We start from the raw sequence: 25,677 nt of genomic DNA, 5'->3' as shown, positions 1-25,677 counted from the left end.
TTTTTCATCATTCATTTTTGACTTTACTTCATCATAAGATAATGCATGTGATTCTTCTTCTACTGTTTCAGGCATCTTTCCTGTTTCGTAAAGAGATTTAATTTGTGTACTATCCAATGTTTCGTATTTCAATAATGCTTCTGCAATCAACTTGTGAGTTTCACGATTTGACTGAATAATTTCAGCAGCTTTATTTCTTGCTTCATTTAATAATGAACGAACCTCTTCGTCTATTTCATAAGCTGTTTGTTCTGAAATTGATTTTTGAGGACTCTGTGCACCAAACATAGCATGATTGCCCTCATATTGTACCGGACCAAGTTTTTCACTCATACCGTACTCTGTAACCATTGCACGCGCCATTTGTGTCGCCTGTTCAAAGTCGTTTGAAGCTCCTGTCGTTTGGACATTAAAGATAATTTCTTCAGCTACACGTCCCCCCATTAAGCCAGCCAATTGCTCTTTCATATCTTCTTTAGATAGAAGCATTTGATCCTCTTTAGGAAGTGCAATCATGTATCCACCTGCACGGCCTCGTGGTACAATTGTAACCTTATGGACAACGCGGGCATTCGATAAGACTAGACCAACAATGGTATGTCCTGCCTCATGATAGGCAACCAATTCACGTTCTTTTTGTGAAACTGTCTTATCTTTCTTAGAAGGTCCAGCAATAACTCTATCTTCTGCTTCATCAATATCTGAAGCATCAATTATCGATTTATTACGACGAGCGGCAACCAAGGCTGCTTCATTCAATACATTCTCTAAATCAGCACCAACAAAACCTGGAGTTTGTTGAGCCACTAATTTCAAATCAACATCTTCTGCTAAAGGCTTGTTCTTAGCGTGAACTTTCAAGATTGCTTCACGACCTTTAACATCAGGACGGCCAACCAATACTTTTCTATCAAAACGTCCTGGACGCAGAAGGGCAGGGTCAAGTACATCTGAACGGTTTGTCGCAGCGATGACGATAATCCCTTCATTTCCCTCAAAACCATCCATCTCAATCAAAAGTTGGTTCAAGGTTTGTTCACGTTCGTCATTACCTCCGCCGAGACCGACTCCACGTTGACGTCCAACAGCATCAATTTCATCGATAAAGATAATAGCTGGTGCTGCTTTTTTGGCATCTTCAAAAAGAGAACGAACACGACTAGCTCCAACTCCGACAAACATTTCTACAAAGTCAGAACCTGAAATACTAAAGAATGGAACACCTGCTTCTCCAGCTACTGCCTTAGCAAGCAAAGTTTTACCTGTTCCCGGAGGTCCCTCCAAAAGAACACCTGCTGGAATACGGGCTCCAAGTTTTGTAAATCGTTTTGGATCTTTTAAGAATTCAACAACTTCAACCAGTTCTTGTTTTTCTTCCTCAGCTCCAGCAACATCTGAAAATCTTACTTTAATATCTTCTTTATTTGCAGCTTTAGCCTTACTACGTCCAAAACTCATTGGATTACGGCTATTATTTCCTCCCATATTTCCCATCATAGAGAACAGGAAGAAGAATAGAATACCGAATGGCACAATGGATACAAGAATATTAATCCACATACCACTTGAACTTTCATGCTTAACAGTTATTTCCGCTTTATGGTCAGAAGCAAGTTTTTGCAATTCTGATACTGTCGTATCTGAAGGAAGAATAATACTTGAAAATTTCTCTACTGTTGTAGCAGAAGGAGAAAAGAACTGGATACCTGTTTCTTCTTTACTTGTTTTAGGATTTTTATAAACACCTGAAACTTCGATAACACTGCCATTTGGTTGGTAAGTCAATTCTTTTACATTGTCATCGGTAATTTCTTTTACCAATTCTGTATAATTAATTTGCTCACTTTTCCCTGCAACACTACCTGTACTAAAATACTGATAACCTGTAACTAGGAGAAAAATAAGTAATAACCATAGAAAAGGATTTTTAATTAAACCATTATTTTGTTTTTTCATTAAAAATTGCTCTTTCTAATTTGAATATACTTCTTCTTTCAATACTCCAACATAAGGAAGGTTACGATAATTTTCTTTGTAGTCTAAACCATAACCTACTACAAACTCATTTGGAATAGTAAAGCAAGTATAGTCTGCCTCAATTTCTACAACACGTCCTTCTGGTTTATCCAACAAGGTTGCAATGTTAACAGAAGCTGCTTCTCTTGCAATAAACATATCTCGCAAATTCTTCAAAGTTTGACCTGTATCAATGATATCCTCTACAAATAAAACATGTCTTCCTTTGATATCTTGAGTCACATCTTGCTTAATATTAATGACACCACTACTTGCTGTTCCACCATGGTAGCTAGAAACCATCATGAAGTCCATTTCAATATGTGTGTCGATATGTTTGACCAATTCAGCCATAAAAGGAATAGATCCTTTTAAAATCCCAACTAAAATTGGATTTTTTCCTGCATAGTCTTTGGTTAATTGAGCACCTAATTTTTTAGCAGCTTCTGTAATTTCATCGTGTGAAACAAGGATTTTTTTAATATCGTTTTCTAACATTTTTTTACCTATCTATTTTTTCTATATAAAGTATAGTGTTCATTATATCATTTTTCGTGTTTTTACTCAAATTACTGGTCGCAATTCCCAAAATTGAGACAATTTCACCAAATTGCTCAATAATCAGAGCAGATTTTCGCTTTTCCATAGGGATTTTCAAATCGATAAATAGACGTCTGAGTTTTTTTCTATGCCCATTTTGAATCAAAAAATCTCCTGTTTTTCGATGACGAATGTGTATAGATGTTTCCCGTGAAACAGGTACCTGCTGAATTAATTCACCTTCTAAAGGAATTCCAAAGGAAAATAAATAACCTTGGTAAGATACCTGATTTTGATAGTGTAACACAAGTTCATCTTCCTTTTCATCAGCCTGAGGACCGATTTTACAAATCTGAAAATGTTGATACTCTTTTATCAATTCATAGCCATTTTTAAGCGGATGACGATACTGGCTTTTAGATTTTAAAATCTGCCAAACTTCTTCAAACTGAGCTTTTGTGAGATTCAAATCTGGAAAACGATTCAAATAAGTTTGGAGTAAAACTCTTTGTGTAGACTCAGAATAAGAAAATAACTGCTGTAAATCTTCCACATCAATATTGTTAGATAATTCATCTATGGCTAAGTCATAATCTAAAATTTCATTGCCGATGCTTAAGATTGCATCTCTAAATCGAGGATTTTCTTTTTCTAATTCTGGTAAATAAGAGTTTCGAATACGATTGCGAAAATAATAATTTTCCTTATTTGATGTATCTTCAAAGTGAAAAATTGGTGGAAAGTCTTTTTTATGGAAATGCAAGAAAGGACGAATAATTTCTATCTCTCCGACTACTTGCTTCTCCTTAATTCCTGATATATAGCGCAAACGAGTGCCTCGAATCAAACGCATCAAAATCGTTTCCACCTGGTCATCAGCATGGTGGGCAGTAACTAAAGCTGTCGCACCTGTCTTTTTCATGACCTCTTGAAAAAAATCATAACGAAAATGTCGAGCACGCGCTTCTGAAAATTCTCCTGAAAAATTGCTGACATAAATAGGAAGGCCAGCTTCAGCAGCCAACTTCCTTAATTCCTTTTCTTCCCAATCTGATTCAATTCTCTGCTTATGATTCACATGGGCTAGAATCAATTCAATTTCTAACTCTTTTTGATACGTAGACAATACCTTAAATAGAAACATAGAATCTAATCCACCAGAAAGAGCTAGCACCACCTTAGTATGCTTTTTGAAATATCCCTTCCTGAGAAAATGATTTAAAAAATCCTGTTCCCTCATTTTAGAACCTCATAAACATCCTTGGCTATCTTGGAAATCGTATCGTAATCAGAATCTTTAGTAAAAATAGAAAGCACAAATGGAGAATCTGCATAGACGACACCCGTATCATGCTTAAATTCATCCGCATCCCCAATTTTATGAGCTACCTTCACAGAAACACCTTTGGCAATGCGCTGATTATCAAAATCTGTTTTAGTCAAAGACTCTAGCACAAATCCATTTTGATTATAAATAGCTTCCATGACCTTCCCAGCCATTTTAGAAGAAATTAATTTTTCTTTTGAATCCCAATCATCTCCCATAATGGCAGACATCTTGGACTTAAATGTTGCATCTGATTGGTTTGAAAGGTAATATCCTAATATGTTATGAGCTACATTATCCGATTCTTTTGATACTTTCGTAATTAAATCTTTTAGAGAATATTCTTTATTATCCTCTTTTTTAGGAAGACTGCCACTTCCCTCTGGTTTATAAGAACCTGGAAAATCATTGACTTCAGATACGTATTTTACAGTCGTATCTAACTGATAAAGACCCTCATTTATTTTTTCTTGCGCATAATAGAGATAAGGTAGTTTTAAAACACTAGCTGCATACATCTTTTCATCTTGATTGATACCAGCTTCTTTTCCAGTAGTCAGTTGCTTAACATAAATAGAGAAAGAATCTTTCTGATATTTTTCTGATAACATTTCTTGGACTTTACCCATCCGATTATCTTCTTCAGAAGTTGATTCCTTATCTACCCATCCAACCTGATCAATATGTAGAAATTCTCTTCCTTCTACAAACATGGTATTGTCGATTGATACCTGCGAATAAGCTGATAAGGATGATTTCACTTCTTTTAAATCATAAGGACTATTGTACAGTTTAAAATCAGATTCTAACCATACTTTTTTTATTATTGGAGTTACCTCTGACTGATCATATAAAAATCGTTTGTCTGCAGCTATAAATTGATGGTTGGATAACTTGAATACCGGAATCCCTTGTTTATTTAAACGCCACTCGGTTATTTGGAAACTTATTTTTGGACTTAATTTTCCAGATTTAACAACTAAATCTTCATTCGCATAGACAGGAACTTCTCCATAAACCATAGGAGAAGTTAGCTTTTCTCTAAAATAAATACCAAAGTCAGATTGTGAAAGGTAATAAATTTCTTTCGAAGTATATACTACTTCTTTTTCTGTGCTAACAACTTTTGAAATGGTCAAAAAACTTGGTAGCAACAAAATAATTAAGAATTTACGCATTCTTCCTTTCCTTTTCTTCTTGTAAACGCAATAATTGATTTTTATCAGCTAGCTCTTCCAGTTTTTCATCTGATAAACTCAAAAATTGCTCTATTACGTCTAGTAAATTTTCCATTTTATCACCTTTGAAGTAAGTCAGGAATCGTATAAACTATTTCCCTCGACTTAGAATAATAGTACTTCGCTCGTGTATATTTGGCAGCATAATCCTCATCTTTCAACTTGGTAGCAAATGCTGTCTCCTTATCCTTTTCATCGCTCAAAGTTTGATACTGAGTTTGCAAGTCTGTTAATTGCTGACGTCTTTGGAGTAATTGCTGATAACTCTGCGCTAAATTAAAAGTTGGCAAGATAAATAATAGCATAATCAAAATCAATACCCACCCCATAAAACGATTCCGTTTTTGTCGTTCTTTCATCAGGTAGCGACGACGTTGATATTCATTTTGAATAAAAGAATTATTCAATTGTACAATATTTTTAGACATTTTCTTCTACCCGTGTTTCACTGATAATTTCATACATGCCTGCTGCATCTTCTTTTTTTGTACTATCTTTCATCTCTAGTACTTTGACAAGTAGCAACTTATTTCCAAAACGAATTTCAACTTGGTCATTAACTTTCAAATCCGTTGAACTTTTGGCCAAGATTCCATTCACCTTGATTCTGCCTTTATCTGCTACTTCTTTTGCGACTGTACGACGCTTGATAATTCGCGATACTTTTAAATATTTGTCTAATCTCATCCTTATTACCTCAACTTATTATTGTATCATTTTTATCTATTTTAATAGAAGAAAAATATCAAATGGAATTTTCTTTCTTAGACTCTTTTATCTCTAATAAACTTTCTCCAAAAATCAGCAGACTCTCTAAAATTTCATAATCTTTCTTATTTTGGACATCAAATACAAGCTCCATTAATCCCTTATTCTCAGCGATGCCCGCTTTAAAGTTCGTTGCGGATAAAGCTTTAAAATAATCTTGAGCTAAAAACAGTCGTTGAGTGACTTTTTCAAATTGAATTGTAATTTTATTATCTTTTCTTTCCACACGTTGAACAAAGACCTTGTCCAAATATGACTTGACTAAACCAATCTCTAAAAGATAGACTACTACATCTGGGTACTCTCCAAATCGGTCCATCAACTCTTCTTGTAACTCTTCATAGTTAACACGGTTGTCAATTTGACGAATTTTCTTGTAAATTTCAATCTTATGTCGTTGATCAGAAATATAAGTATCAGGAAGATAGGCATCAATTTGCAAAATCAACTCAGCATTCCCTTTGGTTCTTGTGTTAGCGTTAGCATTACCGTTTCGTTTAGCAATAGCTTCCTCTAATAACTGCGAATACAATTCAAAACCAACAGAATCAATGAAACCAGACTGGGATTTTCCTAGGAGATTTCCTGCTCCACGAATCGAAAGATCTCGCATAGCAATCTTAAATCCGGATCCCAATTCTGTAAATCCTTTAATCGCTTCTAATCTCTTCTCAGATACTTCACTGATTGATTTTTCTGGACGATACATGAGATAGGCATAAGCAATACGATTACTACGACCGACTCTTCCTCTTAACTGATACAAGGTTGACAAGCCCATATGGTCCGCATTTTCAATAAATAAAGTATTAGCATTTGGAATGTCCACCCCTGTCTCAATAATAGTAGTCGTCACCAAGATATCGTATTGTCCCTCAATAAAGTCTAGTAGAGTATTTTCCAACTGGATTTCACTCATTCGACCATGAACATAACCAATCGAAGCCTCTGGAATTAACTCCTGTAATTCTGAAACCTTCTGGTCAATCGTGTCAACTTTGTTGTAAAGGTAGTAAACTTGACCTCCACGCTCCATTTCACGCAAGACAGCATCACGAATGACACTATCATTCTTTTCTAAGACATAGGTTTGCACTGGATAACGATTAGTCGGCGGAGTTTCAATAACAGACAAATCCCTGATTCCCAACATAGACATATGGAGGGTACGAGGGATTGGAGTAGCGGTCAAGGTTAGGACATCCACTTGTTTCTTCAATTCTTTCAAGGTTTCCTTATGCTTGACACCAAATCGCTGTTCCTCATCAATAATCATCAATCCTAAATCAGCAAACACAACATCTTTTGACAAAACACGATGTGTTCCAATCAAAATATCAACTTGACCGTTTTTCAATTTTTCAAGTGTTTCGGTCTGCTCTTTTTTACTTCTAAAGCGACTCAACACATCAATATTAACTGCAAAATTTTGGAATCGTTCCTTAAAATTAGTATAGTGCTGTTGCGCTAAAACCGTCGTCGGAACTAGAACGACAACCTGTTTGTGATCATTGACTGCCTTAAAGGCTGCACGCATAGCAACTTCAGTCTTTCCAAAACCAACATCCCCAACTAAAAGTCGATCCATTGGCTGAGAAGCCTGCATATCTCTCTTGATTTCCTCAATACTACGAAGTTGATCATCCGTTTCAACATAAGGGAAAGCATCATCAAAGGCATCTTGATCTTCATCATCAGCTGAAAAAGCAAAACCCTTCAACTGGCTACGTTCAGAGTAGAGTTTAATTAAATCGTCAGCTATATCCTCTACCTGGTTCTTAACTTTTTGCTTGGCTTTTTTAAAATGACCGTCATTTAATTTATTGAGTTTTGGAGCTTTCCCATCACTTGAAACATATTTAGACAGTAGATGAATCTGTTCTACTGGGATAGAAATTTGATCACCATTTTGGTATTGGACGCTAACATAATCGCGGTGAATCCCTTTGATTTCAATTGTTTCAATCCCTAGATATTGACCAATTCCATGGATATGGTGAACAACGTAATCTCCTTTTTCAAGTTCATTGTAATCTTTTAATCTCTCTGCGTTTGAAACATGTTGTCTTCGAAAACGACGTTTCAATTTCTTTTGAAAAATCTCATGTTCAGTTATCAATAAAACCTTTTCATCTACAAAATGAAAACCATGTCTGAGATTGCCCTCGATTAAGTTTACAGATTCTTGACAGATTCTTGACTTATCTCTAGAATCCAATTTAATCTGATATTCCTCTAACACATCCTCCAATGTTTTACTTCCCATTGAATTGCTAGACTGCAGAATAATGGTGTAATCCATTTTTTTATATCGTTCAATTTCTTCTTTTAAAAAAGAAAATTGATTGAAAAACTCCTGCATAGGATATTGATTAAATTGATAAATTTGGTCAAACTTGAGATTTCCTAACCCCTTTTGCAGATTAGAGAAAAAGGTAACCGGACTCTGTTTTTTATAGATTTGCTCTGTATCAGCAAAATACTTCATCTCAGAAAATGCTTTACTATTCTGTAACTCTTCTGTAAAGTATTGCGCTAATTCTCTTTCAAAGACTTCATACTGATTCATCAATTTCTGATAATCATCAAAGAATATTGGTATGTCTTTTTCGATATAATCAAAAATAGTCCATGTCTTGTCATAACACAAAGATAAAAATTTCCGAGAATCAGAATGAATTTGTTTTTGGTGAAAACTTGAAAGAATTTCTTCTAAGTATGATTTTAAAATAGGTGATAACGTTTTTGAAACTTGTTTTTCTAAAGCTGACCGACCTCGTTGATAATCCTTTTCTCTCAAAATTACGTCGCTAGCTGGAAATATGGTGAGTTCTGTCTGATTTTCTTTCGATAATTGTGTTTCGACTTCAAATAACCTAATACCATCGACTTCATCACCAAAAAACTCAATTCGGCAAGGTTCTAACTGGGATATTTCAAAAATATCTAAAATATCTCCTCGCAGACTAAATTCGCCCTGAGTTTGTACTTGTGTAACTTTTCGATAGCCTATCTCTTTTAACTGATGGATAAGTGCGTGTTGGTCATATTCTTCACCAACTGAGATTTTTACAATACTATCTTTGAATACATTTGGAGACGGTAAAATCAATCGACTTGCTGCGATATTACAAACTAAAATCCCTCTCTTAGATGAATCAGTCAAAAAACGCAAGGCTTCAACCCGTGAAATGATTTTTTCTTGTGAAGATATCAAAAACTCGACCATAGGGGAGTCATCTACCAAAAATGGATAGACCAGTTCCTCACCCAAGATAGAGATAAGATCACTAACAAGTCCTTCTGCTTCTCCATAAGTTGACGTCAGTAAAACAATCTTATCTTCTTTCTTCAAACTACTAGCAATTGCTAAAGCTTTTGTAGAAGTTGATAAACCTAACATTAATTGTCTTTTTTTATCTGTTAAATTTTGATGCCATTTTTGGATCTGATCATTTTCTGAGAATAAATCTAATAAGGTCGCCATTTATCCGTTATACCTCTGCATTGTTTTCTCAAAATTTTTCTCTTGCAAATAGTAGTTTATAGAATCGTCAACCTTGTCAATAGACTGTAAAATACCAATATAATCATCCTTGTCAAAGGTACTCAAAACATGGTGAACAACTGACATACCATTTTTAGGTCTTCCGATTCCAATCTTAACACGGTTAAAGGTTTGGGTTCCAATATGTTGAATAATAGACTTGATACCATTATGACCACCTGCTGAGCCTTTTGCTCTTAAACGAATCTTTCCAACTTCCATATCAAGATCATCGTAAATGATGAGTAAATCTTCAATATCCAAACCATAGTAAGTCAATAAAGCATGAACCGCTTTTCCACTTTCATTCATAAATGTCGTTGGTTTGACAAGATAAATTTTTTCTCCATTTAGGAAAAATGATGCTAGATCAGCTTGAAATATCTTATCATGTGTAAAAGTGACATTCTGTTTCTTCGCTAGTTGGTCAATCAACATAAATCCAACATTGTGTTTTGTTTCAAAATATTTATCTCCTGGATTTCCCAAGCCTACAAGTAATTTGGTCATTTATTTCTCCTTTCAAAAGCCAAAAGGGTTGGAATTTTTTTCCAACCTAATTGATACTATTCATTAAATTTTTTAGACATTAAAGCGGAATTCCATAATATCGCCATCTTGAACGATATATTCTTTTCCTTCTTCACGCAAGCGTCCAGCTTCTTTTACAGCCTTTTCAGATCCGTATTTCACTAGATCCTCATATGACATGGTTACTGCACGGATAAAGCCTTTTTCAAAGTCTGAGTGGATAATACCAGCTGCTTGAGGAGCCTTCATACCACGTTTGAAGGTCCAAGCTCGAACTTCTTTTTCACCAGCTGTGAAGTAAGTTCCCAGTCCAAGCAAGTGGTAAGCTGCACGCGTCAACTTATCTACACCTGATTCTGTCAACCCAAGAGCTTCAAGAAACTCTTGCTTGTCTTCTTCGTCTAACTCAGAAATTTCTTCCTCAGCACGCGCAGAAATAACGACTACTTCAGCATTTTCTGTCGCTGCAAATTCACGAATTTGTTTAACATAGTCGATAGAGTCAGGTTCTGAAACCACATCCTCATCCACATTCGCTACATAAAGAACTGGTTTTGTTGTCAAAAGGAATAGTCCTTTGACAACCTTTTGTTCTTCATCTGTAAATTCGATTGTACGAGCTGATTTCCCATCTTCAAGGACTGGTTTAATCTTTTGAAGAACATTAAATTCTGCTACTGATTCTTTATCTTTTTGCGTACGTGCCATCTTTTCTACACGCGCATATCGTTTGTTCACTGATTCTAAGTCAGCAAGAATCAATTCCAGGTTAATGGTATCAATATCTGCAAGTGGATCTACAAAGGCGTCTTCACGTCCTTGCTCGCGCATCACATTTTCATCATCAAAAGCACGAACTACGTGAACAATCGCGTCTACTTCACGGATATTAGCCAAGAATTTATTCCCTAGCCCTTCTCCTTTTGAAGCTCCTTTTACAATTCCTGCGATATCTGTAAATTCAAATGTTGTTGGAACTGTCTTTTTAGGAGTGATCATTTCAGTCAATTTTTGTAGGCGTTCATCTGGAACCTCAACCATTCCAACGTTTGGATCAATCGTCGCAAATGGATAGTTTGCAGCCTCTGCTCCTGCTTTTGTAATTGCATTAAATAGTGTTGATTTACCAACATTTGGCAAACCAACGATACCTGCTGTTAAAGCCATATTTTCTGATTCTCCGTTTTCATTTCAATCCCTAATATTATAACACAAAAAGGGAAAACTTGCTAACCCTCTAACTAAAGCTTCTTAGTCAAGAATTTTATTCATTTTTCGATCAAAATCATAGCGCCCCATCATGACAACATGGTCACAATTACTGCATTTTATTTTGATATCTGCTCCTACACGTGTAATTTCCCAACGATTAGCCTTTTTACCAGTCGACTTGATGATACAAGCGTGTGGTTTTTTCATTTCAACAAAATTTCCAACTTGATACATACTACTCTCCTTTTCTTTTTCGATTATATCATAAAAGAGGCGAGCTAAGCTCAACCTCTTTCACTTAATTTGTACGAACTGGTGTAATGAGCTGCATGAAGTCCTCGTCAGTATCTGCTGGCACAAGAGTAAATGGACGAACAGCTGAGATAAAACTAATAGTAACTTTTTCGCTATTTAAAGCTTTAAGAGAATCAATCAAATAAGTTGGGTTGAAACTAATGGTCAAATCTTCACCAGTAACCTGCTCCGTATCGATTTCTTCGTTTACTTTACCAACTTCTGGAGAGTGAACATGGGCGCTAACAACCCCACCTTTAATTTCAAGCTTCACAGTACCATTTTGAGTCGCACTTGATAAAAGACGAGCACGTTCCATTGACTGACGTAAGTTTACCACATCAAAAGTAATTGTAGTGTTAAAGTCTGTTGGAATTAAACGATCTGTATCAGGATAGTTTCCTTCTAACAGACGTGTGTAGAAGCTAATATTTTCGCTTCTAAATAGGATTTGATTGTTGGCAAAGAAAATCTCTACAGTTTCAATATCATCTGTAAATACCGCTGAAAATTCGCGTAAAGAACGGCTAGGAATCACGACATCAAAATCATCACTATTTTTTTCAAGAGTCAATTTTTTCTGACTTAGACGATGAGAGTCTGTCGCAACTGTTTTTAGCTCTTTGTGTTGGCTCAATACGAAGTGAACACCTGTCAAAATTGGACGACTTTCTTGTGTACTTGCCGCAAAAGCTGTTTCATTGATAATTTTCTTGAGTAATTTTGTTTCAAGAACCAAAGGAGTGCTTGCTGAAATTTCTTGGATTCGTGGGTACTGTTCGCTATCTTTTCCTTTTAGGGTAATTTCTGATTTGCCACTGGTTAAAACAATTTGATTTTGTTCAATTTCTTTAAAATCAAGAGTCACATCAGGTAGACTAGATACCACATTGATGAAGAAAGAAGCTTCAAGAAGAATAGAACCTAGAGAAGTAATTAACAAACCAGCATCTTCATTTTTTTGAGAAATAAAATTTTCAATTGAGATTTGACCATTTGAACCAATTAAAGTAACACCTTCATTGGTCACGTCAATTTTGACAGTTGATAAAATAGGAATGGCATTTTTAGAACTAATAGCTCTCTTAGTAATATTTAATGCTTGTATAAATAAATTTTTATTAATTGAAAAATGAATCATGGATTCTCCTTTATTTATTTTTAGTATTAGAAGGATAATAGTAATAATAGAGTCTGTGAAATCTGTGGAAAACAGACTTTAAACAAGTTATCTCAAGTTTTTGGGCTTGTTTAAAAAATGTGGATAAAAAAGAATAAAAAAGCGAAAGTTATCCACAAGTTATTTGATTTTCTTTTTGATTGATTCAATTTCTAAGCGTAAATTATCGTTTTCATCAATCAAAGATTTAATTTTAGCATGGGCATGAATAACTGTTGTGTGATCTTTACCACCAAATTCCTTCCCAATTTTTGGAAGACTATTATCTGTTAGTTCTCTAGATAAATACATGGCTACTTGACGGGCTAACACAATATTTTGAAGGCGTCTACTTCCCTTCATTTCTTTGACGCTGACACCATAAAAGTTACCAACTTCATTTTGGATTTTATCAATTGGGATGACGAGCATTTGGCTAACATCTTGTTTGCGAGCTCTAATGGCTTCTGCAGCAATATCAATAGTGATATCCTTGATGTTTTTTACTCGGGCAATTAAAGTGATGTCGTTGATGGATCCCTCAAGATCTCGAACATTTGAATCAAATTGCCCAGCTAGGTATTCTAGAGTATCACTTTGGAAATTGTAGCCTAAATGTTCCGTTTTACTTTGTAAAATGGCAATACGTGTTTCAAAGTCAGGGGGGGTGATAGTTTGTGTCAATCCCCAACTAAAGCGCGTGACAAGCCTCTCCTCGAGCCCTTCTAAATGTTTTGGACTTCGATCACTCGTTAGGACAATCTGTTTTTGCTTGTCATGAAGGGCGTTAAAGGTATTGAAAAATTCTTCCTGAGTTGCGACTTTTTTTCCGCTGAGTGACTGGATATCATCGATTAACAAAAGATCAAGACTACGATAGGTCTTTTTAAACTTTTCCATTTCCCCAAGTCTTAGGTGATCCAGAAAGTCATTGATAAAGCTTTCGGCAGGAATATATTTAACACGCGCATTTGGAATATTTTTTAGAATTTCATTTCCAATAGCGTTTAACAGGTGAGTCTTACCAAGCCCAGGTCCTCCATAGATAAAAAGAGGGTTATAGGTCAGAGCCAAATCTTCAGAGACAGCCAAAGCAGCTGATACAGCCCAAACATTTCCATCCCCTTGGATAAAATTATCAAAGGTATACTTCTCTTTTAACCCAGTATCCGAATAAGGAATAGATGCTAACTTTGGACTATAGTCATATAAAGTTGAATTTGTAGCTTCTTCAACTTGTGAGATAGTCGTATCTTGAGGTTTTGTGAAAATATAGTGGGGAGTTATTTCAGCATCATAAATCTCAAAACCAGCTACTACAATGATATCTTTTAGTTGTTTTTCCCAGACCATTTCCATTTCAGATCGTGGTAAAAATATAGTAGCAACATTTTCTTCTACCTTGATGAGTTCAGCTTGAATAGCATAGAAATCATACATGGATCGAGTTAGTCTTTCTTGCGCAAATTCTAAGATACGATTCCAAAATTGTTTTTCTTTCAATCCGTTCTCCTCCTTTACTATTTGTTTAAAAGTTTAATGCTAGACTTATTTTACCATAGATAGTAAGAATTTTCCACAAGCTGTGAAAAATAATCCACAATGTTATCAAGCTTTATCCACAGGTTGGGGATAAAATTAAAAACTATTGATTTATTAAGCTTTTTATCGAAAAAAATAGTGGATAACCTTGTGAGATAAAAAAATAAAAGAACAGCCTTATTTCAGGCTGTTGATAATTCTACTGTATTCTTCTTGATTTGAAAAAGAAATAATGATTTTTCCACTGTCTTTTTTAGATAGTTTGATTTTTACATCTAATCCGAGTAGTTTTTTTAACTGTTCTTCTTCATTTTGTATGAAATGATCATTTTTTTGCTGTTTCTTTTGTTTTTTCTCTGTCAGAAGAGCTTCTAACTTCCTTACAGAAATGTCTTCCTCTATAATTCGTTGAAAGAAATAGTCTTGTTGTTCCTTATTCAACCCGACTAGAGAACGCGCATGGGCTTGTGATAGTTTGCCATTTTCTACTTCTGAGATAATCTGTTCTGGTAAGGAAAGCAAACGAATCGAGTTACTGATATAAGGACGAGACTTGCCCATTTTATCTGCAATTTCAGCATGGGTAAATCCTTTTTCTACGAGAGATTCATAGGCGCGTGCTTCTTCTATTGGATTTAAATTTTCTCTCTGTAAATTTTCAATGATGGCCTGGACCATCATCTCCTGGTCTGAAAGTTGCTTAACAACAGCTGGGATAGAATGTAGACCAGCTAAAAGTGAAGCCCGATAGCGTCTCTCTCCTGCAAGGATTTCATAACCAATCACAGGAGATTGACGAACAATAATCGGTTGAATAACCCCATTTTCTTTGATAGACTGTGCTAGTTCATGTAATTTTTCTCTATCAAATTCTTTTCGAGGTTGATAGGGATTTTTTTGTATATCCGTGATAGAAATCATTTCAAATTTTTCCATGGTTCTACACTAACACATCTTTTCTCTTATGTAAAGTTTTCTTTACATAGATGTCAATTAAGATTCTAAATCACCTGAACTCTTGTCAAGTTTAATAGATGTAGTGTCTTCTTTACCGTTACGATAGTAGGTTATCTTAATTGTGTCTCCGATAGAATGATTGTAAAGAGCACTTTGTAAGTCTGTTGATGAAGCAATGTCTTTGTCATCTACTTTTGTAATAACATCGTATTTTTCAAGGTGACCATTGGCAGGCATATTACTTTGTACCGAACGAACAACTACACCAGATGTTACACTGCTTGGAATATTAAGTCTTCTAATATCACTTGTATTAATATTTGAGAGATTGACCATTTGGATGCCCAAAGCTGGACGCGTCACTTTTCCGTTCTTTTCTAACTGTTCAATAATATTGATAGCATCATTTGCAGGAATTGCGAAACCAAGGCCTTCTACAGAGGTTCCTCCATTTGTGGCAATTTTACTTGAGGTAATTCCGATAACCTGTCCTTGAATATTAATCAGTGGTCCACCAGAGTTACCTGGGTTAATAGCAGTATCAGTTTGGATGGCTTTTGTAGAAATGGCTTGTCCATCTTCAGATTTTAAAGATACATTTCGATTGAGACTAGATACGATACCTTGAGTGACAGTATTTGCATATTCAGAACCCAATGGGCTACCAATAGCAATAGCAGTTTCTCCTACGGTTAACTTACTAGAATCACCAAATTCAGCTACTGTAGTCACTTTTTCTGAAGAGATTTTGACGACAGCAATATCAGAGAAAGTATCTGCTCCGACGATTTCTCCAGGAACTTTAGTCCCATCTGACAAGCGAATATCTACTTTACTGGCGCCATTTATAACGTGATTGTTGGTGACAATGTAAGCTTCTTTGTCATTTTTTTTATAAATGACCCCAGATCCTTCACTAGAAATTTGCTGAGAATCTGTATTAGTATCGTCATTACCAAATACGCTATTTTGTCTATTTGCTGAATAAGTAATAACAGAAACAACGGCATCTTTTACTTTATTAACAGCCTGCGTTGTTGAATTTTCGTTTTTATAGGCAGTCTGTGTGATAGTGCTATTGTTGTTGGAGTTACTTACACCACTTTTTTGAGTTAGTTGGGTTATTGAAAAACTACCCAAGGCACCACTAAAAAAGCTAATGACGATAACGACTAATAATTGAAACCATTTTTTGTAAAATGTTTTTAAATGTTTCATATTTGCCTCCATTTGATTTGAAATTACTGAAAGTATAAACTGACTAGCTTAATTATAACTTAAACACAAAAGTTTTTCACAGATTGTGGATAACTTTCAAAAATCTGTGGTTTTCTCAGTTAAAATTAACCTTTTATTTTGTGAATAAGGTGTGAAAAAATAGAGAATATGTTAGAATAGAGTCATGAAAATTAAAGTTGTAACAGTTGGGAAACTGAAAGAAAAGTATTTAAAAGATGGTATTTCAGAGTATTCAAAACGAATTTCTCGATTTGCTAAGCTTGAAATGATTGAGCTAGCAGATGAAAAAACACCAGATAGGGCCAGTGAGTCAGAAAATCAAAAAATTTTAGAAATAGAAGGTCAGCGAATTTTATCAAAAGTTGGTGACCGTGATTTCGTTATTGTGTTGGCTATAGAAGGGAAAACTTTCTCTTCGGAAGAATTTAGTAAGCAGTTAGAAGAAGCTTCTATAAAAGGATTTTCTACTCTTACCTTTATTATTGGGGGAAGTTTAGGATTATCATCAGCTGTAAAAAATAGAGCTAATCTTTCTGTTAGTTTTGGCCGTTTAACCTTGCCTCATCAGTTAATGAGACTAGTCCTTGCTGAACAAATCTATCGCGCTTTTACGATTCAGCAGGGATCACCCTACCATAAATAGAAAATTGACTTTTAATTGAATTTTTGGTAGAATGATTGTGTTAGGTCTCATAGCTCAGCTGGATAGAGCATTCGCCTTCTAAGCGAACGGTCGCAGGTTCGAATCCTGCTGGGATCAATATAGTAGCAAAGCTGGGAATTTTCCCGGCTTTTTTCTTAAAAAAGTACACTTGGGGAGAAAAAAATGACAGTTGAGAGAATTTTATCTAAAATGAAATTCCGTTTTGTATAATGGTTTTTGTAAGTTAGCTTACAAGAAAAAAACATTGAGGAGATTTTATTATGAAAAACATAGTTAAATTGGAACAGTTTGTAGTCTTGAAGGAAAAAGACTTACAAAAGATTCAAGGTGGGGAAAGTAGGGTTTCTGACATCCTCCTTGATTTTCTTTTCCGACGAAAAAAGTAATGAAATAAGGGGAAAGAGTAATGGATTTATTTGGATTTGGGATAGTTCTTGTTCATTTTTTAATTATTAGTCACAGTTACCATTTAATTTGTAAAGGTCAAATAAAAGCAAAGGAACTATACGTTTTTGGTATCTATACATTACTAGTAGAAGCAGTACTTGAACTTCCCTTTTATCTCCTATATTTAGATGGGTTAGGGATTGCAAGATTTTTATTTCCTTTGGGCTTATATTCCTATTTTCGATGGATGAAACAGTATGAGAGGGATAGAGGACTATTTCTAAGTTTACTACTATCTCTTTTATATGAGAGCACTCATAACTTTCTGTCCGTAACGTTCTCCTCTATAACAGGAGACAATTTTGTTTTACAATATTATAGCCTATTCTTTTTCGTTGTAACGGTGTTGACCTATTTTGTTGTTTTAAAAATCATTCATTATTTCCATTTGGAACTAGCATATTTTGACAAGGACTACCTCTATCCTTTCTTGAAAAAAGTATTTTTTGCCTTACTACTGCTCCATATTGTATCTTTCGTTTCAAATATGGTAAGTACGATTAAACATTTAAATAGTTTTGGAAGTATTTTATCATCTATTGTTTTTATCTCGTTACTTTTGACCTTCTTTGCAATGAATTCTTATAAAGAACAAATGGAAAAAGAGATTGCTTTGAAGCAGAAGAAATTTGAACAGAAACATTTACAAAACTATACAGATGAAATTGTTGGACTGTATAATGAAATCCGTGGATTTCGACATGATTATGCTGGAATGCTTGTTAGTATGCAGATGGCAATTGACAGTGGTAATTTACAGGAAATTGACAGAGTTTACAATGAAGTTTTGGTCAAAGCTAATCACAAACTGCGTTCAGATAAGTATACTTACTTTGATTTGAATAACATAGAAGATTCAGCTTTACGAAGTTTGGTTGCTCAGTCCATTGTCTATGCTCGAAATAATGGTGTAGAGTTTACACTGGAAGTAAAAGATACGATTACCAAGCTCCCAATTGAACTATTGGATTTGGTTCGTATCATGAGCGTTTTATTGAACAATGCTGTCGAAGGATCGGCTGATAGCTATAAAAAGCAGATGGAAGTAGCAGTTATTAAGATGGAAACTGAAACAGTTATTGTGATTCAGAATTCATGTAAAATGACGATGACTCCTTCAGGAGATCTATTTGCTTTAGGATTCTCCACTAAGGGAAGAAATCGCGGAGTAGGATTAAATAATGTGAAAGAACTACTAGATAAGTACAACAATATTATTTTAGAAACAGAGATGGAAGGCAGTACATTTAGACAAATTATTAGATTTAAGAGGGAATTTGAATGAAAGTTTTAATTTTAGAAGATGTTATTGAACATCAAGTGAGACTAGAGAGAATATTGGATGAAATTTCGAAAGAATCGAATATTCCAATATCATACAAGACAACGGGAAAAGTCCGTGAATTTGAAGAATACATTGAAAATGATGAAGTAAATCAGCTTTATTTCCTAGATATCGATATTCATGGGATTGAGAAAAAGGGATTTGAAGTGGCTCAACTCATTCGTCATTACAATCCTTACGCTATTATCGTCTTTATCACTAGTCGATCAGAGTTTGCGACTCTGACCTATAAATACCAGGTATCAGCCCTAGATTTTGTTGATAAGGATATCAATGATGAGATGTTTAAGAAGAGAATTGAGCAAAATATCTTCTACACGAAGAGTATGTTACTTGAAAATGAAGATGTTGTAGACTATTTTGACTACAATTACAAGGGAAATGATTTAAAAATCCCTTACCATGATATTTTGTATATTGAAACGACAGGAGTCTCTCATAAATTGCGCATTATTGGTAAGAATTTTGCCAAAGAGTTTTACGGTACCATGACAGATATTCAGGAAAAGGACAAACATACTCAGCGATTTTATTCTCCTCATAAGTCATTTTTGGTAAATATAGGCAATATCAGAGAGATTGATCGAAAAAACTTAGAAATTGTTTTCTATGAAGACCATCGTTGTCCTATTTCAAGATTAAAAATTAGAAAATTAAAAGATATTTTAGAGAAAAAATCTCAAAAGTGATTGACAATTAGCAAGAAATTGATATAATGGTTATATCTGCTACAGATAGAAGGTCCGTTGGTCAAGGGGTTAAGACACCGCCTTTTCACGGCGGTAACACGGGTTCGAATCCCGTACGGACTATTTTATCCGCCATAGCTCAGTTGGTAGTAGCGCATGACTGTTAATCATGATGTCGTAGGTTCGAGTCCTACTGGCGGAGTATAGATAAAAGGGAACACATCTGTGTTCCTCTTTTTATATCAATTTGCATCACCAAGCATCTTCATAAGGAAGTCTGTTATTTCTTGAGGACTTTCTTTTTTTCCATGTGCAATCCAAGTTTGACAGACACCAAAAAGTGCATGAGTTAGATAGATGCTACTATATTCTAATTCAGTGGTGTTTAGATTTAGTTGAATAAATCGCTTTTGTAAATCTGTACTGAGCATGATATGAAGTTTATTTCGTAAGAAATTTTGGATTTCTTTAGTCCCATTTTCAGAAAGAAGGGCAGCCAGAAGTGGTTCTGACTCCAGATATTCAAATACTTTTAAAATAGCTTCTCTTTTGTGATGAGTATGTTTTTGAAAAATATATTCAAATGTATGGAATAGTTTGCTTTGATAGTGCTCGATCATATCATACTTATCCTTATAGTGAGTATAGAAGCTGGAACGACTAATTCCGGCTTTTTCTGCTAGCTTGACAGTAGAAATTTGATCAAATGGCTGTTCCATCAGTAATTGTACCATAGCATTTTCAATAGTTCGCTTTGTTTTTAAGCGTTTGTTACTTTCTTGCATATTTCCTCCTTGTAAACAAATTAGACTATCTGTCTAAAAAATGGATTTTTTATCTTGTAATTTAGATTTTTTAATGTATAATCTATTATATCAAAATTTTAGACAATATGTTTAAAAAAGGAGAATCTATGTTTAAAGAATGGAAAGCAATTTTTAAAAAACCAACCTTTATTATTGTCATGATAGGGATTTCTCTTATTCCAGCTCTGTACAATATCATATTTTTGTCATCAATGTGGGATCCATATGGTCAATTGTCTGACTTACCTGTGGCAGTTGTCAATAATGATAAAGAGGCTTCCTATAATGGTAATACTATGGCAATAGGAAAAGACATGGTGTCCAATTTAAAAGAAAATAAAACCTTGGATTTTCATTTTGTAGATGAAGAGGAAGGAAAGAAGGGATTGGAAGATGGCGATTACTATATGGTAGTGACTTTACCAAGTGATTTATCTGAAAAAGCAGCTTCTATTTTAACGGATCATCCAGAGCAAATGCAAATCGATTATCAGACTTCAAGTGGTCATAGTTTTATTGCCAGCAAGATGAGCGATTCTGCGATGACACAATTAAAGCAGAATGTTTCTACCAATGTAACCGAGACCTATACTAAGGCTTTATTTAACAAAATGGTTGATTTAAAGGATGGAATGAGTCAAGCAGCTTCTGGTAGTGAAAAATTAACTGATGGGGCGAATCAGTTAGTGGCAGGAAGTCAAACATTAACTACTAACCTACACTCTTTAGCAGCTTCAAGTTTAAGATTTTCAAATGGAACGGAGCAGTTTACTAGAGGATTATCCTCTTATGTTTCTGGTGTCGAACAACTTCATCTTGGCTTAGGGAATTTTAATAGTGGTTTAGTTACATATACTGGTGCAGTGAGTCAATTAGATAGTGGATTAGGTCAATTATCTTCTAAAAGTCCTGAATTGGTAGGAGGAATCAATCAACTATATACTGGTGTAGAGTCCTATACTGGCGGTGTTTCTAAACTCAATGTTGGTCTGAATCAATTCTCATCTGGTGTTAGTGCCTATACAAATGGAGTGGGAAATCTTGCAACAGGTGCTAATCAGTTATCTAATCAATCAGCTACACTTCGAATGGGTGTGGAGCAATTAAATGAAGGGATTCAACAACTTTCTAGCAAGTTAGATGCTTCGTCTGAGCAAAAAGATCAAATTGTTCAATTATCTTCTGGTTTGAATCAGTTAAATCAAGTTATTCAAAATATTGATGTTGAAGATACAAAACAATTAGATTCTGTTTTATCAAGTATAGCATCTCTTTCTAATCAAATGTTAGTAAGTGCTCAGTCTGAAAAAGCAACTACATTAGCCAATATTCAATCGACAGCAGCTTATCAATCATTGACAAGTGAGCAACAAGCTGAAATAAGTGCTTCTGTATCTCAAAATTCGACTGATAGTATTCAATCGGCTCAGTCAATTGTAGCTTTAGTACAAGGTTTACAGGGAAGTTTAGAAAACTTACAAAATCAATCTTCTAATCTTTCGATTTTAAAAAATCAAGCTAATCAAGTATTACCGCTTGCTTTTACTTCTTTGACAGGATTGTCAAGTGGATTAACAGAAATACAAGGAGTAGTGACGAGTAAATTAGTTCCTGTCAGTCAGTCGATTGCAACAGGTGTAAATGCATATACTGCAGGTGTTGATAAAATTTCTCAAGGCGCAAGTCAACTAAGTGAAAAAAATTCCACCTTGACAGGTAGTTTGGATCAACTAGTTTCAGGCTCAAATACCTTGACACAAAAATCTTCTAGCTTGACAGCAGGAGTTGGTCAATTAGCTGAAAAAACTCCAGAATTAGTATCTGGTATTGAAAAATTATCAACTGGGTCCAATCAATTGAATCAAAAGAGTCAAGAATTAATGGCAGGAGTTGATAAATTACAATCAGGATCTGGTCAATTAGCAGACAAATCCAGTCAGTTACTTTCAGGTGCTTCTCAATTAGAGAATGGAGCTAATAAATTGGCAGATGGATCTTGGAAACTTGCAGAAGGTGGAACAAAGTTAACTTCTGGATTGGAAGATTTACAGACAGGAGTTGCTTCTTTAGGAAAAGGACTAAGTAATGCTAGTGATCAACTCAAATCAGCATCAACAGAATCTAAAAATGCAGAGATTTTGTCAAATCCACTCAATCTTTCAAAAACAGACAATGATCAAGTTCCTGTAAATGGAATTGCAATGGCTCCTTATATGATATCAGTTGCTCTTTTTGTTGCAGCAATATCAACGAATATGATCTTTGCGAAGTTGCCTTCAGGACGTCATCCAGAGAGCCGTTGGGCTTGGTTGAAATCTCGAGCTGAAATAAATGGTATTATAGCTGTTTTAGCAGGAATTTTGGTATATGGAGGAGTTCATATTATTGGTTTAACTGCTAATCATGAAATGAGAACATTTATTCTCATTATCCTAACAAGTTTAGTATTCATGTCCATGGTGACTGCTTTAACAACATGGAATAGCCGTATAGGAGCTTTCTTCTCTCTTATTTTGCTTTTATTACAGCTAGCATCAAGTGCCGGTACTTATCCAATTGCCTTGACAAATGATTTCTTTAGAGCCATTAATCCTTGGTTACCAATGAGTTATTCGGTTTCTGGATTACGACAAACAATTTCTATGACAGGGAATATTCATCATCAAGTCGTTTTCCTTGCCGTGATACTAGCTCTATTTATTGGTTTAGGTATGCTAGCCTATCAACCTAAGAAAATGGAAGAAGATTAAAAAAATCGACCGATTAATTGGTCGATTTTTTATGCCTTAGATGACTTTCGTTTGTGATTATAGGTTCCAAATAGTAAGAGAGAAGTAAAGGAACAAATTGCTCCAGTAATAAAACCATTGGGAATAAAGGAAAGTGTAATAGTTCTTTTCCCTTTAGAAATATCAACTTTCATAAAACCAGTTTGAGCTTGTTTAATTTCTATTTTCTTCCCATCTTGGTAGGCAGACCAACCTTTGTCATAAGGAATGGTGAAGAAAATAGATGTATCTTGTTGAACATCATATGTAGCAAAAACCTTGTTTTTAGAAGTTGATACTGTTACAGGCTGTTCTTTAATTTTTTGAATTGCCTCAGTTAAAGTTTGGGTATCTAAACGATAGAAGGTAGGAGATTCAAATGATACTTGTGAATTTCCAAGGAAACTAACATGAATATTGAAAGTTTTTTTCTCTTTTGTATAGCCTAGATTAAAGAAGGAGAAGACATTATCAGTTGTAAAAGTCTTTTTTTCACCATTTACAAGGATGTCAACCTTCTTTTGTTTGTCATTAGAAAAGTGAAGGTTTGTGAAAGAAAGATAAACTTGGCTGTTTTCTGGCACTTCAATTTGATACTGGATTGCTGCATCCTCATTTGAAGAACTTGTGACACTAATCAAATCATCAGTATTTTCTGTTTTATCATAAGGGATTGAAGAAAAATAATCAAAATTGACGTTAGCAAGTTGATTTAAAAACGAGGCTTGATTATCCAAAGTGTGTTCATTGAACTTGACATCATTGTAAACAGATTGACTAGCAAAGGCAATTGGGAGAGAGTATTGATTTTCATATAGGGTAAGATTATCTTTTTGATAGATATCTTTAAAACCATACTTATCAATAGGGTTTTCTGAGATATTGTACTGGATGCCAAATAAACTATCAGCCAAAATACTATTATTTGCATAGCGGAGATTGAGATTAGTCCCAGAGGATTTAAAACCAAGTTTATCTAAAGTAGAGCTTGATGAACGATTTCGAACAGATGAAAATTGAGAGATTCCATTGTAGTTGAATTTCATACTGTCATTTCCTGTCTGAGTTTCTAGTTTTTCAGTACGAGTAAATTGATTTCCAATATATGTTGAGAAAGATTCCATAGCTGGGATATCTCGACTATAAGCACTTCGAGAAGCAAATCCCCATTCCTTAGCAATTCCGTCCATTTGAGATGAAGCATTTAAACTCATTTCAACCAGTATAAATAAAGAGATTAGAATGGCAAATAGATTCACAGATATAAACTTTTTGATAACTGCAAGGAGTAAAAGAGAATAGATAACCAAAAATTCAAGAGTAAGCAGAGTATTCAAATCTGTTAAAAAAGAATAATACGATTTTAGATAGATGGTAGCTAAAAATCCTGTTACTATAAGAAAAAGCGAAACTAAAAAATTCCAGACTTTAAGTTCTTTCAGACGCTTTAAGACTTCTGCTGCTGTGTAAATTAACAAGGTAGAGAAAATCCAAGCATAGCGATGTAAAAACATATTTGGAGTATGCATGCCTTGCCAAAATAAGTCAAGAGGTTCTATGTAAAAGCTTGCAATTAGAAATGCAAAGAAGATTGCATAGATGAGTTTCACGTGAAACTTAATAGATTTCAGCGTAAAAAATAAAATGGTCAAAATAAAGGGAAGTAGTCCAACAAAAATCATTGGGATGGCCCCATACTTTGTTGTGTCAAAGGAACCAATGAATTGCTTAGCAAAGAGATCAAGATACCAGCTACTTTCAGTTTGAAACTTTGTAACTTCAGTCAATTTTTCCCCGTGTGTCTGTAAATCAAACAGAGTAGGAAGAGTCAGAATCAAACTAGCCATACCAGCTAAAAAGGAGATAACTATGAAATCAAGAACTGATGATTTTCGAGTCTTAAAATCCCACGAAATTTGACAGAGATACCAGAAAATAAGAAACAATACTGTCATATATCCAAAATAATAATTTTGAATAAATAAGATTGACAGACTTGTAAAGTATAATAGAAATTTTTGTTCAGTTATCAGTAGATGTAAACCAGTGATAATTAAAGGAATCAAGATAAAAACATCTAGCCAGGTTTTTATCTCTAACTGACTAACGGTAAAGCTCATCAGAGCGTAGGAGGTGGATAAGGCTAGTTTTAAAGGCTTAGGAATCGATTGAAATAATTTATTTAAACTAAAGTAAGTTGACAAACCAATCAATCCAAATTTTAAGAGAGTTGACAGATAGACAGCATCTGGCATATTCGTTAGATTAAAAAAGTAAACTAGTGGTGAAAGGAAACTACCCAAGTAATAACTAGATAGGGCATAGAAATTCAATCCGAGGCCACTTGTAAAGGTGTAAAACAAACTACCATTTCCATGTAGGATATTTCGTAAAGCTACATCAAAAATAACGTATTGATGAAATCCATCTCCTAATAGAGGAGATGAATCGCTATTCCAGTAGATACCTTGAGATAGATATACTCCTGTCATAATGATTACGGGAATGATGAAGGAAACAAAATAGGTCCAATATGTTTTAAAAAATAATTTCATGTTACCTCATAAAATGTTAGAAAACTCAGCTGG

General features: G+C 34.6%; 22 protein-coding genes and 3 tRNA genes. 8 read left to right on the top strand and 17 right to left on the bottom strand.

What is annotated here, in order from left to right:
* From ftsH to htrA, 15 genes are all read right to left on the bottom strand, one after another.
* Positions 1 to 1,956, bottom strand: a 1,956-nt coding sequence (gene ftsH / locus SMSK564_RS0103055) for an ATP-dependent zinc metalloprotease FtsH (protein ID WP_000744572.1), incomplete at its 3' end; no start/stop codon positions are given.
* 15 nt (positions 1,957 to 1,971) lie between these two features.
* Positions 1,972 to 2,514, bottom strand: a complete 543-nt coding sequence (hpt, locus tag SMSK564_RS10995; RefSeq protein WP_000892176.1) for a hypoxanthine phosphoribosyltransferase — start codon at positions 2,512 to 2,514, stop codon at positions 1,972 to 1,974.
* 4 nt (positions 2,515 to 2,518) lie between these two features.
* Complete coding sequence (tilS, locus tag SMSK564_RS10990) at positions 2,519 to 3,796, bottom strand: tRNA lysidine(34) synthetase TilS (protein WP_001209069.1); 1,278 nt, start codon at positions 3,794 to 3,796, stop codon at positions 2,519 to 2,521.
* Complete coding sequence (locus SMSK564_RS10985) at positions 3,793 to 5,061, bottom strand: serine hydrolase (RefSeq protein ID WP_001224766.1); 1,269 nt, start codon at positions 5,059 to 5,061, stop codon at positions 3,793 to 3,795. The genes tilS and SMSK564_RS10985 overlap by 4 nt, the downstream gene beginning before the upstream one ends.
* Entirely contained in the window at positions 5,054 to 5,176 is a 123-nt protein-coding gene (locus SMSK564_RS13790) for an SP_0009 family protein (protein WP_000429334.1), read from the bottom strand. The genes SMSK564_RS10985 and SMSK564_RS13790 overlap by 8 nt, the downstream gene beginning before the upstream one ends.
* 4 nt (positions 5,177 to 5,180) lie before the next feature.
* Positions 5,181 to 5,549: a septum formation initiator family protein gene (locus SMSK564_RS10975; protein WP_000041915.1), complete on the bottom strand. Its 369-nt coding sequence runs from the start codon at positions 5,547 to 5,549 to the stop codon at positions 5,181 to 5,183.
* Positions 5,542 to 5,808 (bottom strand): RNA-binding S4 domain-containing protein, encoded by a 267-nt coding sequence (locus SMSK564_RS10970; protein WP_001234978.1) that lies wholly within the window; start codon positions 5,806 to 5,808, stop codon positions 5,542 to 5,544. Before SMSK564_RS10970 ends, SMSK564_RS10975 begins: the two co-directional genes overlap by 8 nt.
* A 58-nt stretch (positions 5,809 to 5,866) precedes the next feature.
* Positions 5,867 to 9,376 carry a transcription-repair coupling factor gene (gene mfd, locus SMSK564_RS10965; RefSeq protein WP_000212601.1) on the bottom strand — a complete coding sequence of 1,170 codons (3,510 nt, stop codon included), beginning with the start codon at positions 9,374 to 9,376 and terminating at the stop codon, positions 5,867 to 5,869.
* Positions 9,377 to 9,946 carry an aminoacyl-tRNA hydrolase gene (gene pth / locus SMSK564_RS10960; RefSeq protein ID WP_000163935.1) on the bottom strand — a complete coding sequence of 190 codons (570 nt, stop codon included), beginning with the start codon at positions 9,944 to 9,946 and terminating at the stop codon, positions 9,377 to 9,379. It lies immediately after the preceding gene.
* Between the two features lie 72 nt (positions 9,947 to 10,018).
* Entirely contained in the window at positions 10,019 to 11,134 is a 1,116-nt protein-coding gene (ychF, locus tag SMSK564_RS10955) for a redox-regulated ATPase YchF (protein WP_001218713.1), read from the bottom strand.
* 84 nt (positions 11,135 to 11,218) lie between these two features.
* Positions 11,219 to 11,413, bottom strand: coding sequence for a DUF951 domain-containing protein (locus SMSK564_RS10950; RefSeq protein WP_000285179.1), 195 nt, complete (start codon positions 11,411 to 11,413; stop codon positions 11,219 to 11,221).
* Positions 11,414 to 11,477: 64 nt separating this feature from the next.
* Positions 11,478 to 12,614, bottom strand: a complete 1,137-nt coding sequence (dnaN, locus tag SMSK564_RS10945; RefSeq protein WP_000581136.1) for a DNA polymerase III subunit beta — start codon at positions 12,612 to 12,614, stop codon at positions 11,478 to 11,480.
* Positions 12,615 to 12,773: 159 nt separating this feature from the next.
* Positions 12,774 to 14,135, bottom strand: coding sequence for a chromosomal replication initiator protein DnaA (dnaA, locus tag SMSK564_RS10940; RefSeq protein WP_000660611.1), 1,362 nt, complete (start codon positions 14,133 to 14,135; stop codon positions 12,774 to 12,776).
* A 216-nt stretch (positions 14,136 to 14,351) separates the two neighbouring features.
* The gene (locus SMSK564_RS10935; RefSeq protein ID WP_000410388.1) at positions 14,352 to 15,110 is read right to left on the bottom strand and encodes a ParB/RepB/Spo0J family partition protein; all 759 of its coding nucleotides are present in this window, start codon (positions 15,108 to 15,110) and stop codon (positions 14,352 to 14,354) included.
* 57 nt (positions 15,111 to 15,167) lie between these two features.
* Positions 15,168 to 16,349: a serine protease HtrA gene (gene htrA / locus SMSK564_RS10930; protein ID WP_000681593.1), complete on the bottom strand. Its 1,182-nt coding sequence runs from the start codon at positions 16,347 to 16,349 to the stop codon at positions 15,168 to 15,170.
* 184 nt (positions 16,350 to 16,533) lie between these two features.
* Between htrA and rlmH the strand changes: the two genes are divergently transcribed.
* The 7 genes from rlmH (at position 16,534) to SMSK564_RS0103030 (ending at position 19,717) form a co-directional block, all read left to right on the top strand.
* Positions 16,534 to 17,013 (top strand): 23S rRNA (pseudouridine(1915)-N(3))-methyltransferase RlmH, encoded by a 480-nt coding sequence (gene rlmH, locus SMSK564_RS10925; protein ID WP_000695946.1) that lies wholly within the window; start codon positions 16,534 to 16,536, stop codon positions 17,011 to 17,013.
* A gap of 43 nt (positions 17,014 to 17,056) precedes the next feature.
* Positions 17,057 to 17,130, top strand: a tRNA-Arg gene (locus SMSK564_RS0103050).
* 164 nt (positions 17,131 to 17,294) lie between these two features.
* The gene (gene comC / locus SMSK564_RS10920; RefSeq protein WP_000790481.1) at positions 17,295 to 17,420 is read left to right on the top strand and encodes a competence-stimulating peptide ComC; all 126 of its coding nucleotides are present in this window, start codon (positions 17,295 to 17,297) and stop codon (positions 17,418 to 17,420) included.
* Between the two features lie 20 nt (positions 17,421 to 17,440).
* Positions 17,441 to 18,766 (top strand): competence system sensor histidine kinase ComD, encoded by a 1,326-nt coding sequence (gene comD / locus SMSK564_RS0103045; protein ID WP_000362878.1) that lies wholly within the window; start codon positions 17,441 to 17,443, stop codon positions 18,764 to 18,766.
* A complete protein-coding gene (gene comE, locus SMSK564_RS0103040; RefSeq protein WP_000866065.1) occupies positions 18,763 to 19,515 on the top strand; it encodes a competence system response regulator transcription factor ComE in 753 nt (250 codons plus the stop codon). Before comD ends, comE begins: the two co-directional genes overlap by 4 nt.
* A 51-nt stretch (positions 19,516 to 19,566) precedes the next feature.
* A tRNA-Glu gene (locus SMSK564_RS0103035) sits at positions 19,567 to 19,638 on the top strand.
* A 5-nt stretch (positions 19,639 to 19,643) separates the two neighbouring features.
* Positions 19,644 to 19,717 (top strand) — tRNA-Asn (locus SMSK564_RS0103030).
* Positions 19,718 to 19,757: 40 nt separating this feature from the next.
* On the opposite strand, the gene SMSK564_RS10915 is transcribed toward SMSK564_RS0103030, so the two are convergent.
* A complete protein-coding gene (locus tag SMSK564_RS10915) occupies positions 19,758 to 20,300 on the bottom strand; it encodes a TetR/AcrR family transcriptional regulator (protein WP_001158277.1) in 543 nt (180 codons plus the stop codon).
* 128 nt (positions 20,301 to 20,428) lie between these two features.
* Between SMSK564_RS10915 and SMSK564_RS10910 the strand changes: the two genes are divergently transcribed.
* Positions 20,429 to 23,071 (top strand): YhgE/Pip domain-containing protein, encoded by a 2,643-nt coding sequence (locus SMSK564_RS10910; protein ID WP_000472058.1) that lies wholly within the window; start codon positions 20,429 to 20,431, stop codon positions 23,069 to 23,071.
* A 29-nt stretch (positions 23,072 to 23,100) separates the two neighbouring features.
* On the opposite strand, the gene SMSK564_RS10905 is transcribed toward SMSK564_RS10910, so the two are convergent.
* Positions 23,101 to 25,644, bottom strand: a complete 2,544-nt coding sequence (locus SMSK564_RS10905) for a YfhO family protein (RefSeq protein ID WP_000764981.1) — start codon at positions 25,642 to 25,644, stop codon at positions 23,101 to 23,103.
* Positions 25,645 to 25,677 lie beyond the last annotated feature (33 nt).

This window comes from Streptococcus mitis SK564 (assembly GCF_000148525.1).
GTDB classification, from domain to species: Bacteria; Bacillota; Bacilli; order Lactobacillales; family Streptococcaceae; genus Streptococcus; species Streptococcus mitis_H.
This window is presented reverse-complemented; position numbering and strand designations above follow the sequence as displayed.

Bases quoted from the DNA above. Each gene is read 5' to 3' on its own strand.
- hpt (WP_000892176.1), bottom strand. From the start codon at position 2,514: ATGTTAGAAAACGATATTAAAAAAATCCTTGTTTCACACGATGAAATT.
- tilS (WP_001209069.1), bottom strand. From the start codon at position 3,796: ATGAGGGAACAGGATTTTTTAAATCATTTTCTCAGGAAGGGATATTTC.
- SMSK564_RS10985 (WP_001224766.1), bottom strand. From the start codon at position 5,061: ATGCGTAAATTCTTAATTATTTTGTTGCTACCAAGTTTTTTGACCATT.
- SMSK564_RS13790 (WP_000429334.1), bottom strand. From the start codon at position 5,176: ATGGAAAATTTACTAGACGTAATAGAGCAATTTTTGAGTTTATCAGAT.
- SMSK564_RS10975 (WP_000041915.1), bottom strand. From the start codon at position 5,549: ATGTCTAAAAATATTGTACAATTGAATAATTCTTTTATTCAAAATGAA.
- SMSK564_RS10970 (WP_001234978.1), bottom strand. From the start codon at position 5,808: ATGAGATTAGACAAATATTTAAAAGTATCGCGAATTATCAAGCGTCGT.
- mfd (WP_000212601.1), bottom strand. From the start codon at position 9,376: ATGGCGACCTTATTAGATTTATTCTCAGAAAATGATCAGATCCAAAAA.
- pth (WP_000163935.1), bottom strand. From the start codon at position 9,946: ATGACCAAATTACTTGTAGGCTTGGGAAATCCAGGAGATAAATATTTT.
- ychF (WP_001218713.1), bottom strand. From the start codon at position 11,134: ATGGCTTTAACAGCAGGTATCGTTGGTTTGCCAAATGTTGGTAAATCA.
- SMSK564_RS10950 (WP_000285179.1), bottom strand. From the start codon at position 11,413: ATGTATCAAGTTGGAAATTTTGTTGAAATGAAAAAACCACACGCTTGT.
- dnaN (WP_000581136.1), bottom strand. From the start codon at position 12,614: ATGATTCATTTTTCAATTAATAAAAATTTATTTATACAAGCATTAAAT.
- SMSK564_RS10935 (WP_000410388.1), bottom strand. From the start codon at position 15,110: ATGGAAAAATTTGAAATGATTTCTATCACGGATATACAAAAAAATCCC.
- htrA (WP_000681593.1), bottom strand. From the start codon at position 16,349: ATGAAACATTTAAAAACATTTTACAAAAAATGGTTTCAATTATTAGTC.
- rlmH (WP_000695946.1), top strand. From the start codon at position 16,534: ATGAAAATTAAAGTTGTAACAGTTGGGAAACTGAAAGAAAAGTATTTA.
- comC (WP_000790481.1), top strand. From the start codon at position 17,295: ATGAAAAACATAGTTAAATTGGAACAGTTTGTAGTCTTGAAGGAAAAA.
- comD (WP_000362878.1), top strand. From the start codon at position 17,441: ATGGATTTATTTGGATTTGGGATAGTTCTTGTTCATTTTTTAATTATT.
- comE (WP_000866065.1), top strand. From the start codon at position 18,763: ATGAAAGTTTTAATTTTAGAAGATGTTATTGAACATCAAGTGAGACTA.
- SMSK564_RS10915 (WP_001158277.1), bottom strand. From the start codon at position 20,300: ATGCAAGAAAGTAACAAACGCTTAAAAACAAAGCGAACTATTGAAAAT.
- SMSK564_RS10910 (WP_000472058.1), top strand. From the start codon at position 20,429: ATGTTTAAAGAATGGAAAGCAATTTTTAAAAAACCAACCTTTATTATT.
- SMSK564_RS10905 (WP_000764981.1), bottom strand. From the start codon at position 25,644: ATGAAATTATTTTTTAAAACATATTGGACCTATTTTGTTTCCTTCATC.